Below are 15,454 nucleotides of genomic sequence, written 5' to 3'. Positions count from 1 at the left end.
GGTCAGCGACAAGCACCGCGGCAGGGACTGAACCGGCCGCCCGTGGCTCAGCGGTTGCCGGTGAGATGGCGCTGTGGCGGCTGGGCTCGGCGGCGGCGCGGCGCCGGGGTGCGGCCCCGCGGGGTGCGGGGTGCGGCAGCGCGGGGCGCGGTGGCGCCGGGGTGCGGGGTGCGGCAGCGCGGGGCGCGGGGGTGGCGGGGCGCGAGGGTGGCGGGGCGCGAGGGTGGCGGGGCGCGAGGGTGGCGGGGCGCGAGGGTGGCGGGGCGCGAGGGTGGCGGGGCGCCCACCTTACGGTGAGCGCCCCGCCCGGGAACCGGCCTACTTGTAGGTCACGTCGCTCTGGGTGACCTTGCAGTTGGCGTTGTTCCAGCCCGGGCCGAGGTAGGTCGGCTCGCTGCCCTTGGCCACGCCCTTGTACTGGCCGCAGACCACCGCGCTGGAGGCGTTGGTGATCGTGACGCGGGTGATGGTGGCGACGTCACCCCAGTTGGTGTTGATGCCGGCGACCATGTCGATGTCGTTCAGCAGCACGTTGTCGATCTTGACGTTGCGCTGGTACGAGTTGGTGCAGTTGCCGCAGGCGCGGTACAGCTTGCCGGAGCCGCTCAGGTAGAAGCCGGAGATGCTGACCGTGCCGTTGCCGTTGTGCTGGAACGTCTTGTCGCTGCCGGCCTTGGCGCCGCCGCCGATGACGTAACTGGTGCCGCCGCCGGTGCCCTTGAACGTTGCGGCGTCCTCGCCGATGTCGTTCCACCACACGTTCTTGATCGTGCAGGTGCCCTCGCAGTGCACGCCGTCACCGGCGGGGGAGCCGATGATGACGTTCTGCAGGGTGCCTCCGTTGGCGATGGAGAACATCGGGTCCTGGGACTCGCTCTGCGAGCCGTCCCCGATGCAGCAGAACGTCTTCATGCCACCGTCGTAGGTGCCGGTGACGTTGATCGTGCCGGAGACCGAGACGTTCCCGGCCGAGGACGGCCACGCGCCGGTCGGCGTGCTGCCGCTGCCCCCGGTCGAGCTGGGCGTCGGGCTGGCGGTGGCGGTCGGGCTGGTGGTCGGGGTCGTCCCGCCGTTGTAGGTCTCGAACTCGGCGATCCGCGGCGCGCTGGACGCGCCGGTGATCTCGAAGGTGATTTTCTTCAGCGACGTGGCGGTGAACGTGATCGTGCCCGGGCTGCCGCTCCCGCTGGTCAGGACGGATCCCGAGTCGCCGTTGAGCATCCGCCAGGCGGTGATGGTGCCGCCGCCCGAGGCCTGCTGGATGACGGCGGAGGAAACCGTCAGGGCGCTGCTCCACTTGACCGAGACGTAGCCGGTGGTGGCGTTCGGCGCCCAGTAGGTGGTGGTGCTGGCGTCCCGGACGTTGCCGTAGCTGGTGCCGCTGGCCTTGCTGGAGCCGTCGGCACCGGCGGTGGAGCTGAGGCTCAGGTTGTCGGCGGCCATGGCCTGGGCCGTCGGGAGCATCAGCATGATCGCGGCGGTGGTGATCGCGGTGGCTCCGCCGGCTGCCCATCGCAGGGCGACTGATCGTCTCATTCGGGGTGTCTCACCTTCGTCTTCGGGGATGTGCATCACGCGGGGGAAAGCGCTTTCCTGTGGACGATAGGCACCCGTCGATGTGATCACAAGGAGTTGCAAAGGTTTGCAGAATGATGGCCTACATGTTTCGTGCCGGGTGCCGTGCAACCTGGCGCGCACCCGCGACGGTCTTGAGGGGCATGAAAGTAGACGAGCGTGACCAGGAGTTCGCCGGGTTCGTCGGGGAGCACCGGGGGCGGATGCTGCACACCGCCCGCCTGCTGACCGCCGGCGACGCTCATCTCGCCGAGGATCTCGTGCAGACGGCGCTGACCAAGCTGTACGTGTCCTGGGCCGCGTTCCGGCGGGCGGGCAGCCCCGACGCGTACGTCCGGAGGGCTTTGTTCAATGCCCTCCTGGACGAGAAACGCCGGGTGTGGCGGCGCTTCGAGCGGCCCTTCGCCGAGGTGCCGGACCAGCCCGGCACGCCCTCGGCGGACGACGGCGACCCGGAGCTGGCGCGGGCGCTGGGCGAGCTGCCGCCCCGGATGCGCGCGGCGATCGTCTTCCGGTTCGTGCACGACATGGACGTGGCCGACACCGCCCGGGCGCTGGGCTGCTCGGTCGGCACGGTCAAGAGCCAGACCGCCCGGGCGCTGGAGAAACTGCGCGCCGGCCTGGACACCTTTCAAGAAGTGGGAGTGAACTGACATGGATCTGCAGACCAGGCTTCAGCGCTTCGGCGGGCCGATCGAGGCCGCCTCCGCCGACCTCGTGGCCGCCGACGTGGCCCGCGGGCAGCGGGCCGCGCGCCGCCGCCGGACGTTCCAGACCGCGGCGGTCGCCGCCTTCGGGGTCGCCGCGATCGTCGCCACCATCTCGGTCACCGGCGCGGTGACCGGCACGCCGACGGCGCCGCCGGTCGCCGGGAGCAGCACCGTCGCCGGGAGCACCGCGGCCGGCGGCCTCCGGCTCGTCGACTACGCCGGCGAGCAGCCGAAGAACTTCACCGTCGACAAGGTGCCGGAGGGTTATTTCGTGCAGAACGACGACGAGGGCGGCCTGACCATCGCGCCGGACGCGGTCCGGAACCCGCCGGCCGGCATCGACCCGTCCAAGGCGCCGATGTACGACCCGCGCGACCTCGGCGGCAAGATCGGCATCTACCTGGAGCCGAAGTTCTACCGCGAGGGGACCGACGACGGGGAGAAAGTTACCGTCGGCGGGCACCCGGCCGTCATCCACGGGATCGGTCCCACCCAGCAGCTGATGATCCTGGTGTCGCCGAAGGTCTACGCGACCATCCAGGCGGACGTGCCGCTGAGCCGCGAGCAGCTGCTCGAACTCGGCGCCGGCCTGCACGTGCACCAGGAGGCGATCGACCGGATGGCCGCCGCCACCGGCACCACCGGCAAGTAAGAATCGGCACCGCGGCAGGTAAGAACCGGCACCACCGGCAAGTAAGAACCGGCACCGCCGGCAGGTAAGAAACCGGCACCGCCCGCCGGCAAGTAAGAATGCGCTGAGGGATTTCCACCTGGCACGGAGGAGCACGATGGCGACGCTGCTGTCGGTGAACGTCGGCATGCCGAAGGACGTGGCCTGGCGCGGCCGGACCGTCCGGACCGGGATCGGCAAGACGCCGGTCACCGGTCCGCGGATGGCCCGCCGGCTGAACCTCGACGGCGACGGCCAGGGCGACCTGGCCGGGCACGGCGGCGAGCAGCGGGCCGTGCTGGTCTACCAGGTGGAGTCCCTCGCCTATTGGAGCGCCCAGCTCGGCCGGGACGGCTGGGAGTTCGGGCAGTTCGGGGAGAACTTCACCGTCGACGGCCTGCCCGACGACGAGGTCTGCGTCGGCGACCGGTACCGGATCGGCGAGGCCGTCTTCGAGGTGACCCAGCCGCGGGTCACCTGCTACCGGCTCGGCATGCGGATGGACGCGCCGACCCTGCCGGCGCTGCTGGTGTCGCACCGGCGGCCGGGCTTCTACCTGCGGGTGATCACCGAGGGGCAGGTCCGGGCCGGCGACGACATCGTGCTGGTCGGGAAGGGCCGGCACGCGATGACCGTGGCCGAGATCGACGCCCTGCTCTACCTGCCCGGCCGGGACCTGGACCGGGTCCGGCTGGCCGCCGACATCCCGGCGCTCAGCCCCGGCTGGCAGCAGTCGTTCCGCGAGATCCTGGCCGGTGGCGGCGCGCCGCCGGTCGGCGCCGAACCGGGCTGGACCGGCTTCCGGCCGCTGGTGGTGACCGAGATCGTTCCGGAGAGCGCGTCGATCCGGTCGATCCGGCTCGCCGCGCCGGACGGGACCGCGCTGCCGCCGGCCGAGGCCGGCCGCTACCTGACGCTGCGGGTGCCCGGCGATCCGGCGCCGGTGCGCAGCTACTCGCTGTCGTCGGCGCCGGGCGAGCCCGCCTACCGGATCAGCGTCAAGCGCGACGGCCGGGTCAGCTCGTGGCTGCACCGCGAGCTGCGGGCCGGCATGACCCTGGACGTCGCGGCGCCGCGCGGCGACTTCGTCCTCGCCGACGGCGCCGAGCCGGTGCTGCTGATCTCCGCCGGGGTCGGCGTCACGCCGCTGCTGGCGATGCTGCACCGGCTCGCCGCGCAGCACACCGGCCGTGCGGTGTGGTGGCTGCACACCGCCCGCGACCGGGCCCAGCTGGCGTTCGCCGCCGAGGTCACCGCGTTGCTGGCCGGCCTGCCGCACGCCCACCAGCACGTCTTCCTGACCGCGGAGGGCCGGCGCCTGACGGCGGACACCATCACCAGCCTGGGCCTTCCCGTCCAGGCCTCCGCCTATCTGTGCGGGCCGCGGCGATTCATGGACGACCTGGGTACGGCGCTGGCCGCGCTGAACCCGCGCGCGGTCCACACCGAGCGGTTCGGTGAGCGCTCGGCGATCAATCCCGGCGTGACCGGTGCCGTGACCGGACCACCGCACCAGCCGCCCGGCCCGCCGGGAACCGGGCCGCGGGTGACGTTCGCCCGGGCCGGCCTGTCGACCCGCTGGCCGGCGAGCGAGACGTCGCTGCTCACCCTGGCCGAGGCGTGCGACGTGCCGACCCGGTGGGCGTGCCGGTCCGGGGTCTGCCACACCTGCGTGACGCCGGTGCTGGCCGGGGAGGTCGGCTACGACCCGCGGCCGCTGGAGTTGCCGGGGCCGGGGGACGCGCTGCTCTGCTGCGCGAGGCCGGACGGGGACGTCGTGCTCGACCTCTGACGCCGTACGGGAAGAAATCGGTCCTGGGTTTGATCTTCAGCCGTGCCGCAGGTCACAGGCGGAGCGGCGGGGCGCTCGACGAGGTCTCCGGCCACCTGGGCGGGTGACGGATTCCGGCACTTCGCGCGGGGATCGTGGCCCGGACGGGAGGATGGGGGCGCAGCCACATCGTCCGGAGGGGGCCGACCGTCCATGTGCACCAGACATCTGAGCCGCCGAGCCGCCCTGTTCGGCGGCGCGGGGATCGCCGCGTCCCTGGCCCTGACCGCGCCCGCGGTCGCCGCCGGCCGGCCGGGGCTGCTGGACCTCACGTACCGGCTGGGGCCGGCCTTCCCGGGGTTCGAGCCCGGCGAGGAGGCCGTCCGGCGAACCGTGACGACCATCGAGGCGGACGGCTACTTCATGCAGGAGTGGCGGGTCCTGGAGCACATCGGCACCCATGTGGACGCGCCCGCGCACTTCACCGCCGGCGGCCGGACCTCCACCGAGCTGCGCCCGTCCGAGTTGTACCTGCCGGCCGTGGTGATCGACATCGCGGCCCGGGCGGCGCGCAGCCCGGACACCGTGGTGACCGTCGACGATCTGCGCGCGTTCGAGCGGCGCTACGGCCGGATACCGGACGAGGCGGCGGTGCTGATGTACTCCGGCTGGGGTGCGAAGGTGGGCGACGCCGCGGCGTACCGTGCGCATTTTCCGGGTTTCGGGGTTGATGCCTGCCGATGGCTGCTGCGCGAGCGGAAGATCCGCGCCCTCGGGGTGGACACGCTCAGCCTCGATCCGGCGCCGTCCACGGCGTTCGAGACGCACCACGCGCTGACCGCGGCTGATCGCTACGGGATCGAGAACCTGGCGAATCTGGCGCACCTGCCGCGCCAGGGCGCGAAGATATTCGTGGGGCTGATTCCCTACGAGGGCGGCTCCGGAGGTCAGGCTCGCGTGCTGGCCAATTGGTAGTCACCTCTTTACATCTTCAGTTAACAGTCCTAATAATTGCGCATGCGTCGATCCGTGATCCTTGCGGCGGTGGCTGCCCTGGCCGCTGCATGCTCAACCGTCTATGTCGCGGCCTCCGCGAGCGCCGCCACGGCCTGCGCTCCGGCCTGGAGCGCGAGCGCCACCTACGTCAAGGACAACGTCGCCGCCAAGGGCGGCAACAACTACACCGCGAAGTGGTGGACCCAGAACGAGGACCCGGCCACGCACAGCGGCCAATGGGACGTGTGGGTGAACAACGGCGCCTGCGGCGGCACCACCAACCCGTCGCCGTCGGTGTCCGTCTCCACTCCGGCGTCACCGAGCCCGTCGACCTCGCCATCGGCCTCCCCGACGCCGTCGACCTCGCCGAGCACCCCGATCCCGGTGGGCGGGCTGCCGAAGCACGCGCTGATCGGTTACCTGCACAGCAGCTTCGCCAACGGCTCCGGCTACCTGCGGATGGCCGACGTGCCCGCCGACTGGGACATCATCAACCTGGCGTTCGGCGAGCCGACCAGCGCCACCTCCGGTGACATCCAGTTCAAGCTCTGCCCGGTCGCCGAGTGCCCCGGCGTCGAGTCCGAGGCCGACTTCATCGCCGCGATCAGGACCAAGCGCGCGGCCGGCAAGAAGGTGCTGCTCTCCATCGGCGGCGCGAACGGCCAGGTCCAGCTGACCACGACGGCGGCCCGCGACAAGTTCGTCAGCTCGGTCAGCGCGATCATCGACAAGTACGGTCTGGACGGGGTCGACATCGACTTCGAGGGCCACTCGCTGTCGCTCAACACCGGGGACACCGACTTCAAGAACCCGACCACGCCGGTGATCGTGAATCTGATCAGTGCGATCAAAACCTTGAAGACCCGCTACGGTACGGGCTTCGTGCTGACCATGGCGCCGGAGACGTTCTTCGTCCAGCTCGGCTACCAGTACTACGGCTCGGGCCCGTGGGGCGGCCAGGACCCGCGCGCCGGCTCGTACCTTCCGGTGATCTACGCCGTCCGGGACATCCTGACCGTGCTGCACGTGCAGGACTACAACTCGGGCTCGATCATGGGGCTGGACAACCAGTACCACTCGATGGGCGGCGCCGACTTCCACATCGCGATGACCGACATGATGCTGGCCGGCTTCCCGGTCGCCGGCAACACCGCCAACATGTTCCCCGCGCTGCGCGAGGACCAGATCGCGTTCGGCGCCCCGAGCTCGGTCAGCGCCGGCAACGGCTACGTCGCCCCGGCCGCGGTCCAGGAGGCGGTCAACTGCCTGGTCAAGGGCGTCAGCTGCGGTTCGTACGCGCCGCGCAGCGGCACCAACCCGAACTTCCGCGGCCTGATGACCTGGTCGATCAACTGGGACAGGTTCTACGGCTGGGAGTTCCGGAACAGCCACGAGCCGTTCCTCAACGCCCTGCCCTGACCGGCCGGCCCGGTACGGTGACCGCCATGAGCGAGGCCGCGGTGCATGTCGCCCGCTTCAACACGGCGGTCACCACCGGGGACTGGGCGGTGTTCCTCGCCGCGCTGCACCCGGACGCGGTGATGGCGTTCATCGGCCCACCGGCCGGGCCGTTCCGGGGCCGCGAGGCGATCGCCGCCGCCTATGCCGCCCAGCCGCCCGACGACACCATCGAGATCCACGGCGTCCGCTCGGACGGCTCCCGCGACGTGATCACGTTCGCCTGGTCCCGCGGCGGCACCGGCACCCTCACCCTGCTCCGCCGTGACGGCCTGGTCGCCGAGATGACCATCGCGTTCGACTGAGCCGGCCCGGACCCGTCGGGCTCGCCGCCGCCGACGATCGGTCAGGTCGGCCGGGTCTCGGGTCGGAAACCTCCCGGCGCGTTGATCGCGGCGGCACGGAGCGCTCAGGTGACCGCGTAGTTGCGGAGCAGGGCGAGGGCCTCGGCGCCGTGCGGGCCGTGGGTGTGCAGGCCGGAGCCGGCGGGGGACAGGCGCTGGGCGCCGACCCGGCAGAAGGCGCCGGCCGCGCCGCTGATCGCCGACTCGGCGGCGGGGTCGCCGAACTCCCACCGTTCGCCGCCGGGCCCGGTCAGGTCGCAGTGGACCGGCACGGCCGGGCGCCCGGCCAGGTGCCACGCGTACGGCAGCGTGCTGTGCGCCAGCCACGCGACGTGCCGCAGGCGGGCGGTGTCCGGATAGTCCATGCCGAGCGGGCCGGTGATGTCCAGGGCGTGCGCCCAGTGCTCGGCGAGCCGGGTGGTGGCCAGGGTGCGCGGCTTCAGCGACGCGGTGACCCAGCGCAGCGGGCGCTGCGGATCGGCCGTGCGCAGGGCGCGGATCGCGGCTCGGCGGGCGGCCTGCCACCGTACGAAAATCTCTTCCGGCGAAGCCCGCTGGGCCCGGACCATCGCCGCCATGCCCTCGTCGACGGTTTTTCCGAAGCGACGCCAGTCGATGCCGCCGGCATCGCCGGCGGCCGACGCGACCACCGCCTCCTCGGTCTGCGCCAGGTGCAGCACCACATCGGCGACGGTCCACCCGGCCGCGGCCGACGGGTGCGCCCAGTCGGCCGGGGTCAACGCGGCCAGCACCGACTCCAGCCGATCCTGCTCGGCCTCAAGATCGTCGATGACGTCCATGTCTCACCCTAACGCTGCGATGATGGTCAACGGGGAGAGCGGCCGCACGAGGGGTGACATGGGCGCGAAGACAGCACTGCTCGCATTCGCCGACGGTGACCTGCGGGAACATCTCCGGGCCGCGGGTCCTTCCGGCCCGGCCGAGGGGCTGGTCCGGCGGGCTTTCCCGGGGTACGGCGTGACGCCCTACGACGACAGCGATCTGTTCGACGGCTGCTATCCGCCGGACGACGTCACCTGTGCGACCGTGCTGCGCGGGGCCGACCTCCTCGCCGATCGCCGGCTGGTGCTCGACCGCCCGTCGGAGCTGCCCGGGCACCTGCTCGCGCTCGGGGCTGGCCGGCGGATCCTGATGCACGGGATGCACTCGGTGGTCGACTGGCTGTGCTTCGCGGTGTGGGAGGACGGTTCGCTGGTCCGGTCGCTGAGCCTGTCGCCGGACGGCGGGATCGCGGAGAACCTCGGCGAGCCGTTCGCCTTCGAGCGCCCGTTCTGGGACGGCGCCCACCCGGTCGAGGACGACGATCCGGTCGAGGAGCCCTATCCGCTGCCGTTCCACCCGCTGGAACTGGGGGAGGAGGCGCTCGGCGCGCTGTTCGGCTTCGTGGTCGAGGGCGAGCCCCGGCCGGAGCACGTCGACGCGTGCGGCATCCGCCTGCCCCGCTTCCGGGTCACCGACCCGGCCGCGACCGAATGAGCCTCAGCCGACCGTGAAGGCGCGCAGGGTCGCGCCGTCGGTGGTGTAGAGCCAGCCGTGCGCGACGACCGCCCGGTCCGGGCCGCCGGCGCTGTGGACCAGGGCGGGCAGGTCGAGCGGGACGCCGGTGGCCGGGTCGAGGGCCTCCAGCCGCCAGCCCGAGTCCGGGGTGCTGTGGCTGGTCCAGAGCACGCCGCCGGCCACCGACGGGGTGCCGCCGGCGGCCAGGGTCCAGCGGGTCTCGCCGGAGTACAGGTCGACGGCGACGACCGTCTCCGGGTCGTCCTCGGTGCTGGTGTAGACGCGGTCGTGGTCGATCGCCGGGTTGCCCCACAGGCCGGCCCGCCGCCACACCACGAAGCCGGTGTCGGCGCGGATCTTCAGCAGCTCGGCGTCGTGGCCGACCAGGAAGAACCGGCCGGTCGGGTCGGCCGCGTAGCCGAACCAGTCGTTGCCGTTCTCCCAGGCCACCCGGCCGGTGACCAGGTCGGCGGCCAGCGTCCCGCCCTGGTACGGCCGTGACAGCAGGAGCTTGCCGTCGGCGACCGGCCACTGCGGGTCCAGGCCGAGCTTCTGCCACAGCGGATGCCCGGTCGCCACGTCGAACGCCCACGCGCCCAGGGTCACGCCGTCGTTGCCGCCGGCGACCGCGACGCCGTGGTCCAGCAGCAGCCGGCCGGCCGGGGCGCCGGACGGGACCGGCGCGCGCCAGCGGACCGCGCCGGTCAGCGCGTCCAGGGCGACCAGCTCGCCGGCCGGTTCGGCCGGGGGCTCGCCGGAGCGCAGGTACGCGAGCAGGGTCTGCCCGTCGGTGGCGAGCACGGGCGGGCGCTGTCCCGGGACGCTGGGGAGCGGGAATCGCCAGTCGAGGGCTCCGGTGGTGGCGCTGTGCGCGCCGATGCCCGTGCTGTCGGCGAGGAACAACTGCGTACCGGAAATGATCGGGGTTTGTTGCTGGGTTGCCCCGGCGGTGGTGGCGATCGTCCAGCGGAGGGCGAGGCGTGTGACCGTCCCGGCGGTGATGGCGTATTCGTCCGGGTTGAAGCCGTTGTGTCCGGCATCGTGACCGTCCTGCGCCCAGTCCGCCGCCGCCGGCCGGGGCACCGCCGGAACCGCCGCAGTCGGCGCAGTCGGCGCGGCCGACGCAAAAGCCGCGGCCGACGCAAAAGCCGCAGCCGGCGCGGTGGCCGCAAAAGCCGCAGCCGGTTCGGCAACCGCAAAAGCCGCAAAAGCCATAAAAGCCGCGAAGAGCTGGAAGGCGGTTGCCAGTGCCGTGCCGCTGCGCCCGGGAAGATCTCGCATATCCGGCAGGCTAGGCCGAATCGGCCGCCACCATCCCGGGTTCCCGAGGATGCGTCCGGAGCAGCGCGATCACCGCCGCGACCGCCGCGAACCCGGCGGTCATCGCGAGCGCTGCCCCGAACCGCCCGGTCGCCGTGACCACCGTGGCGCCGACCCCGGTGGTGAGGATGCTCGCCACGGTGTCGCTGACGTGCAGCGCGCTCGACGTCCGCCCCTGCTCGGCGGGCTCGGCGGCCTCCAGGGCGAGCCGGTTGACGGTGGCGAAGGCCAGGCCCATGCCGATCCCGGCGAGGAACCAGCCGCCCGCGACGACCGGGACGGCGCCGGTCAGCATCAGCGGGGTCCCGCCGGTGATCAGCAGGCAGCCGCCGACGATCAGCCGGCGCGGGTCGGCCCGGCGGCCCTGGATCCAGGAGCCGGCCGCCCAGCCCAGCGAGCCGGCCGCCAGCAGCAGGCCGCTCAGGGCCGGGCCGCCGCCGGGCCGGGCCGCGGCGAGCAGCGGGACGAGCACCTCGGCGCCGAAGAACGCGCCCGCGAGCAGGCCGCGGAGCAGCACGAACACCGGCGCCCCGGGACGGGCGAGCAGGGTGCCGGCGGGCAGCAGCGGCGGGACGCTGACCACCAGCAGGGCCAGCGCGACCACGATGCCGACGGCGACGGTGACCGGGGTGCGGGCCTGGATCGCGTACTGGAGCAGGGTCGCGCCGACCGCGGTCCCGGCGGCCAGGGCGATCAGTTTCCGCGTCGGCGGGGGGTTGCTCCGGCGGCGCGGCGGCCGCCCGCAGGTCCGGGATCAGCGCGAGCAGCGCGGGCACGAGCAGCGGCGCGATCGCCAGGAAGATCCAGCGCCAGCCGGCCAGCTCGGTGATCCGGGAGGCGAGCGGCGGGCCGGCCACCGACGGGACGATCCAGGCGCTGGCCATCACCGCGAACATCTTCGGGCGCAGCTCCTCGGCGTAGCGGCGGATCACCAGCACGTAGACGACGACCGAGAGCAGGCCGCCGCCGAGGCCCTGCAGGGTCCGGCCGGCCAGGAAGGTCACCGGATCGTGGGCGGCGCCGACGGCGAGCGAGCCGAGCGCGAAGACCAGGCCGCCGCCCAGGAACGGCGGCAGTGGCCCGAACCGGTCGGTGAGGCCGCCGGCGATCACGCTGGCGAACAGGCCGCCGGCCAGGTTCAGGCCGAACGCCATCCCGTACCAGCGCACGCCGTGCAGGTCGCCGAGGGCCTGCGGCAGCGCGGTGAGCACCGCGTACGCCTCGAACGCGACGAGCGTGAGCACCACCACGACGCCGAGCGTGGGCCGCCGGTAGCCGGCCGTGAACAGCTGCCGGGTGCGGGCGGCGGGCTTGTCGGTATCGGTCATGAGCGGGTCGCCACCAGCACCGCGGCACGATCCCGGACGGAGGTGGCCGAGAACCCGCAGGCGGCCAGGTCGGCCGCCACGTCGGGCAGCGGATGGGCATGGGACCAGCGCCGGATCCGCAGCTCGTCGTAGCCGTACTCGACCAGGGTCGCGCCCGCCTCGGCGGTGATCACCTCGGCCGTCAGCACGTGCCGGCGGGTGCCGACCCGGACCTGGGCGATCTCGGTCACGCCCGGCGGGGGAGCCGGAACGTCGCCGACCATGTCGAGGGCCAGCACCCCGCCGGGCCCGAGACGGTCGGCGAGCGCCCGGAAGGCGACCGGACGTTGCGCGGCGGTCAGGAACTGCAGGGAGCCGGCCAGGTAGGCGTACTCGAACGGGCCCCGGACCGGGAGCTCCGGCGCCGCGCCGGCCAGGACCGTGATCCGGGACCAGATCGCCCGCCGTTCGGCGATCTTGGCGAGCAGCACGCCGCGCATGTCGGCGGACGGTTCGACGCACCAGACCGCGGCGCCGAGCTCCGCGACCGCGAGGGCGACCCGGCCGGTCCCGGCGCCGACGTCGAGGACCCGCATGCCGGGCCGGGCGAGCGCGGCGAACTCGGCGACGCGGGGGAGCGCGGCCCGGCCCTGGGCGGCGGCGAAGAGGTCGTAGAGTCCGGCCGCGCCGGCGTAGCCGTCGGTCATGCCAGCCGGACCGGAAGGCTGCTGAACCCGCGCAGCGTCGCGGTCCGGTCCAGGCGCGGCGGACCGGCCGGGACCAGCGTGATCCCGCCGTCGCGCAGGGCGCGCAACACCTCCTGGAGCTGCCGCAGGCCGAGCGCCGCACCGAGGCAGGCGTGCGCGCCGCGGCCGAACCCGAGATGCACCCCGCGCGCCCGCCCGCCGTCGACCCGGTCGGGGTCCGGGAAGACCGCCGGGTCCCGGTTCGCCGCCGCCAACATCACGATCAAAATCTGTCCTTCGCGTACGACATGAGCCCCGACCCGCGTCTCCCGGACACACACCCGGGCGTCGGCCTGCACCGGCCCGTCCAGCCGCACCAGCTCGTCGGCCAGTCCCGGATCGGCCCGCAGCCCGTCCCGGGCGAGACGTCCGAGCGCATTCCCGATCAACCGGCTCACCGACTCGTATCCGGCGTGCAGCACGGTTCGCAGGGAATTCGCCACGACTGCCTCGGAAACGTCTTCTTTCGCCCGCCGCACCGCGCCGAGAAATCCGTTTTCGGGGGGATCCGCGAGCCATTTCTCGATCATCGCGCTCAGCTCCGCCCGGGCCGCCGCACCCGGCCCGGCGCGATCCGGTGCCAATCCCGCGTCCATGCTCCGGACAATCGCGTTCGACAGTTTCTCGAATTCCGGCCCATCGGGCAATTCTCCACCGAGGAACCGTTCGATGGTGGCCCGCGCGACCGGCCGCGCGAACGCCGGGACCAGGTCGACGACCGCCCCGTCGCGCGGCAGGGCGGCGAGCCGGTCCGCGACGATCGCGGCGACGTCCCGGTTCAGCGCGGCCGGGGGCTGTTCCCGCAGCGCCGTGACGAGGAGGTGGCGGATCGGGCCGTGCTCCGGCGGGTCGAGCGACTGGACGCTGAGGTGCGCCGGGGGCACGTCCGCGCCGACCCGGCGGAAGTCGGACCCGAACGCGGCCACGTCCCCGAGGACCTGCCGGCATTGCTCGTACCCGGTGATCACCCACGAGTCCAGCTGGGCGTGCCAGTAGACCGGATCGCGGTCACGTAACCGCCGATAAGCCACATGTGGATCGGCGATCACATCGGCGGACAGCGGATCGAAGAACGGATCGGGAATGGTTTCCATGTCGTTCCCGGAATGTTGCGGGCGGCCGCGGCCGTCGCAGCCGCCCACCGGCGCGGGTCAGTGGAAGTAACGCATTGTTGCCTCCTTGCGGTAGGCCGACAACGCTGCACTATGTCATTACGTTTGTCGATGCGTCAATGCTTGTGAGTCCACTGTGGGCACTTCAGTGCGACTGCCCGGACCGGGTGGACCGTTCAGCCGCGCTACAGTGCGGAGATGCTCGACCTGCATCGTCTGCGGATCTTCCGGTCGGTGGTGGCCAGCGGTTCGGTGCACGCCGCCGCCACGAATCTCGGCTACACGCCGTCCGCGATCAGCCAGCACCTCGCCGCGCTGCAGCGCGAGACCGGGCTGGTGCTGCTGGAACGCGCCGGTCGCGGGCTGCGGCCGACCTCCGCCGGGCTGGCGCTGGCGGCCGAGGCCGACGAGCTGCTCGCCCGGGTCGGCGCCGCCGAGGAGCTGGTCGCGAACCTGCGGTCGGGGCGGACCGGGTCGCTGTCGATCGCGTACTTCCCGTCGGCCGGCGTCGTCTGGATGCCGGCCCTGGTGACCGGGCTGACCAGGGACTTCCCCGGGGTGCGGCTGGACCTGCGGCTCTGCGACGAGATCGCCGACCGGGTCGACGAGCGGCCCGACCTGCAGCTGGTGGTGACCGGGGACGTGCCGGCGCGGGCCGGCTTCGTCGCGGAACATCTGCGCGACGATCCGTACGTCGTCGTCCTGCCCGACGGTCATCCTCTGGCCGGCCGGGCCGAGATCGAGCTCGCCGAGCTGGCGGCCGAGCGCTGGATCGACAACGACTTCAGCCACGGCCACTGCCGGCGGGTCGCGCTCGACGCGTGCGCCGCGGTCGGCTTCCGGCCCGCGTTCCACGTCGAGGCGCACGACTACCGGTCCGCGCTCGCCTTCGCGGCGGCCGGCATCGGCATCACCGTGCTGCCCGCGCTCGGCGCCGACCTGCCGCCGCCCGGCGTGGTGATCATCCCGGTGGTGCGCCCGACGCCGGTCCGGTCCATCCACGTGATCATCCGCGAGTCGGTCGCGCGGACCGGTCCCGGCCGCGCCGCGGTGTCGATGTTGAAATCGGTTTAGATCACCACCACATCGTCCGTACGGCGTCAGCCAGGTCGCCCGCCTGGCGCAGTCCGGCCCGGACCGCCGCGGGCCGGCGCACCGGATCCATGAAGTTCGGCCCGAACGCCTCCAGCGCGAGCGGATCCGGCTCGATCAGCAGCGTCTTCGCCGCCCCCGAGGCGGCCATCTCGTCGAGGATCCGGTCCCGGGTCAGCATCGCCATCGGCGCGAGCACCACCAGCCGGTCCGCCCCGGCGGCCAGGTCGGCCCCGGCGCCCAGCCGCACGCCACCGTCCATGAACCGGCGGTCGCCGATCGTCACCGGCGGCATCAGCCCCGGCACCGCGCAGCTCGCCGCGACCGCCTGCAGCAGCGGCGCGCCGGACGCCGCGTCGAGCACGGTGTCCTGCCCGTCGGCGGTGTCCACGACGACGATCCGCAGGTCCCCGGCCGGCCACTCGCGGGCCGGCAGCTGCTCCGCGATCCGCGCGAGCCACTTCGGTTCGTCGACGGTGGACGCGGCCAGCGCCATCGCCCCGACCCGGGCGCGCGCCTCCCGCGCCGGGATCGACGGGTCGAGCAGGGCGGACATGGCGGCCATCCAGGTGCCGGGGCGCGGCCCGGACCGCCCGGCCGGCACGACCACCTCCTGCTCCTGCAGCGCCACCGCGGCCTCCAGGTCCACGCCGGCCGCGACGAGCGTGCCGACGACCGACCCGGCCGACGTGCCGATGATCGTGTCCGCGTCGCCGAGCGGGACACCGGCCCGCCGGAGCCCGCAGAGCAGTCCGAGATGCCAGGCGATGCCGGTCACGCCACCGCCGCCGAGAACGAGAGCCTTGGTCACGCCCCCGAACGCTAATCAGCGCAG

General features: G+C 73.0%; 15 protein-coding genes and 1 pseudogene. 8 read left to right on the top strand and 8 right to left on the bottom strand.

What is annotated here, in order from left to right:
• Positions 1-318 precede the first annotated feature (318 nt).
• Positions 319-1,536: a pectate lyase gene (locus tag L3i22_RS29465; RefSeq protein WP_221320782.1), complete on the bottom strand. Its 1,218-nt coding sequence runs from the start codon at positions 1,534-1,536 to the stop codon at positions 319-321.
• Between the two features lie 182 nt (positions 1,537-1,718).
• On the opposite strand from L3i22_RS29465, the gene L3i22_RS29460 reads away from it, so the two are divergent.
• The 6 genes from L3i22_RS29460 (at position 1,719) to L3i22_RS29435 (ending at position 7,485) form a co-directional block, all read left to right on the top strand.
• Positions 1,719-2,228, top strand: a complete 510-nt coding sequence (locus tag L3i22_RS29460) for a SigE family RNA polymerase sigma factor (protein ID WP_221320781.1) — start codon at positions 1,719-1,721, stop codon at positions 2,226-2,228.
• Between the two features lies 1 nt (position 2,229).
• A complete protein-coding gene (locus L3i22_RS29455; protein ID WP_221320780.1) occupies positions 2,230-2,937 on the top strand; it encodes a hypothetical protein in 708 nt (235 codons plus the stop codon).
• 136 nt (positions 2,938-3,073) lie between these two features.
• The gene (locus L3i22_RS29450; RefSeq protein ID WP_221320779.1) at positions 3,074-4,747 is read left to right on the top strand and encodes an MOSC and FAD-binding oxidoreductase domain-containing protein; all 1,674 of its coding nucleotides are present in this window, start codon (positions 3,074-3,076) and stop codon (positions 4,745-4,747) included.
• A 192-nt stretch (positions 4,748-4,939) separates the two neighbouring features.
• Positions 4,940-5,701 (top strand): cyclase family protein, encoded by a 762-nt coding sequence (locus L3i22_RS29445; protein ID WP_221320778.1) that lies wholly within the window; start codon positions 4,940-4,942, stop codon positions 5,699-5,701.
• Positions 5,702-5,743: 42 nt separating this feature from the next.
• On the top strand, positions 5,744-7,141 hold the full coding sequence (locus L3i22_RS29440) for a chitinase (RefSeq protein WP_221320777.1): 1,398 nt from the start codon (positions 5,744-5,746) through the stop codon (positions 7,139-7,141).
• A 26-nt stretch (positions 7,142-7,167) separates the two neighbouring features.
• Entirely contained in the window at positions 7,168-7,485 is a 318-nt protein-coding gene (locus L3i22_RS29435) for a nuclear transport factor 2 family protein (RefSeq protein WP_221320776.1), read from the top strand.
• Positions 7,486-7,589: 104 nt separating this feature from the next.
• Here the strand turns inward: L3i22_RS29435 and L3i22_RS29430 are convergent, their stop codons facing one another.
• Positions 7,590-8,324 (bottom strand): maleylpyruvate isomerase family mycothiol-dependent enzyme, encoded by a 735-nt coding sequence (locus tag L3i22_RS29430; RefSeq protein WP_221320775.1) that lies wholly within the window; start codon positions 8,322-8,324, stop codon positions 7,590-7,592.
• 58 nt (positions 8,325-8,382) lie between these two features.
• Between L3i22_RS29430 and L3i22_RS29425 the strand changes: the two genes are divergently transcribed.
• Entirely contained in the window at positions 8,383-9,021 is a 639-nt protein-coding gene (locus L3i22_RS29425; protein WP_221320774.1) for a hypothetical protein, read from the top strand.
• 3 nt (positions 9,022-9,024) lie between these two features.
• Here the strand turns inward: L3i22_RS29425 and L3i22_RS29420 are convergent, their stop codons facing one another.
• The 5 genes and pseudogenes from L3i22_RS29420 to L3i22_RS29400 form a co-directional block, all read right to left on the bottom strand.
• Positions 9,025-10,125 carry a PQQ-binding-like beta-propeller repeat protein gene (locus L3i22_RS29420; RefSeq protein WP_221320773.1) on the bottom strand — a complete coding sequence of 367 codons (1,101 nt, stop codon included), beginning with the start codon at positions 10,123-10,125 and terminating at the stop codon, positions 9,025-9,027.
• A 208-nt stretch (positions 10,126-10,333) separates the two neighbouring features.
• The gene (locus tag L3i22_RS29415; RefSeq protein ID WP_221320772.1) at positions 10,334-10,966 is read right to left on the bottom strand and encodes an MFS transporter; all 633 of its coding nucleotides are present in this window, start codon (positions 10,964-10,966) and stop codon (positions 10,334-10,336) included.
• Between the two features lie 169 nt (positions 10,967-11,135).
• A pseudogene (locus tag L3i22_RS54655) lies at positions 11,136-11,690 on the bottom strand (MFS transporter); the annotation flags it as partial.
• Positions 11,687-12,376: a bifunctional 2-polyprenyl-6-hydroxyphenol methylase/3-demethylubiquinol 3-O-methyltransferase UbiG gene (locus tag L3i22_RS29405; RefSeq protein ID WP_221320771.1), complete on the bottom strand. Its 690-nt coding sequence runs from the start codon at positions 12,374-12,376 to the stop codon at positions 11,687-11,689. The gene L3i22_RS29405 and the pseudogene L3i22_RS54655, both read right to left, overlap by 4 nt.
• A complete protein-coding gene (locus L3i22_RS29400; protein WP_221320770.1) occupies positions 12,373-13,509 on the bottom strand; it encodes a cytochrome P450 in 1,137 nt (378 codons plus the stop codon). The genes L3i22_RS29405 and L3i22_RS29400 overlap by 4 nt, the downstream gene beginning before the upstream one ends.
• A 216-nt stretch (positions 13,510-13,725) precedes the next feature.
• Here L3i22_RS29400 and L3i22_RS29395 point away from each other — a divergent pair, with 216 nt between their 5' ends.
• Positions 13,726-14,601, top strand: a complete 876-nt coding sequence (locus L3i22_RS29395; protein WP_221320769.1) for a LysR family transcriptional regulator — start codon at positions 13,726-13,728, stop codon at positions 14,599-14,601.
• A gap of 1 nt (position 14,602) precedes the next feature.
• Here the strand turns inward: L3i22_RS29395 and L3i22_RS29390 are convergent, their stop codons facing one another.
• Positions 14,603-15,430, bottom strand: coding sequence for a patatin-like phospholipase family protein (locus L3i22_RS29390; RefSeq protein ID WP_221320768.1), 828 nt, complete (start codon positions 15,428-15,430; stop codon positions 14,603-14,605).
• Positions 15,431-15,454 lie beyond the last annotated feature (24 nt).

Origin of the sequence: Actinoplanes sp. L3-i22 (assembly GCF_019704555.1) — a bacterium.
GTDB lineage: Bacteria > Actinomycetota > Actinomycetes > Mycobacteriales > Micromonosporaceae > Actinoplanes.
The sequence above is the reverse complement of the archived record's forward strand: the minus strand, read 5'-3'. Positions and strand labels throughout refer to the sequence as shown.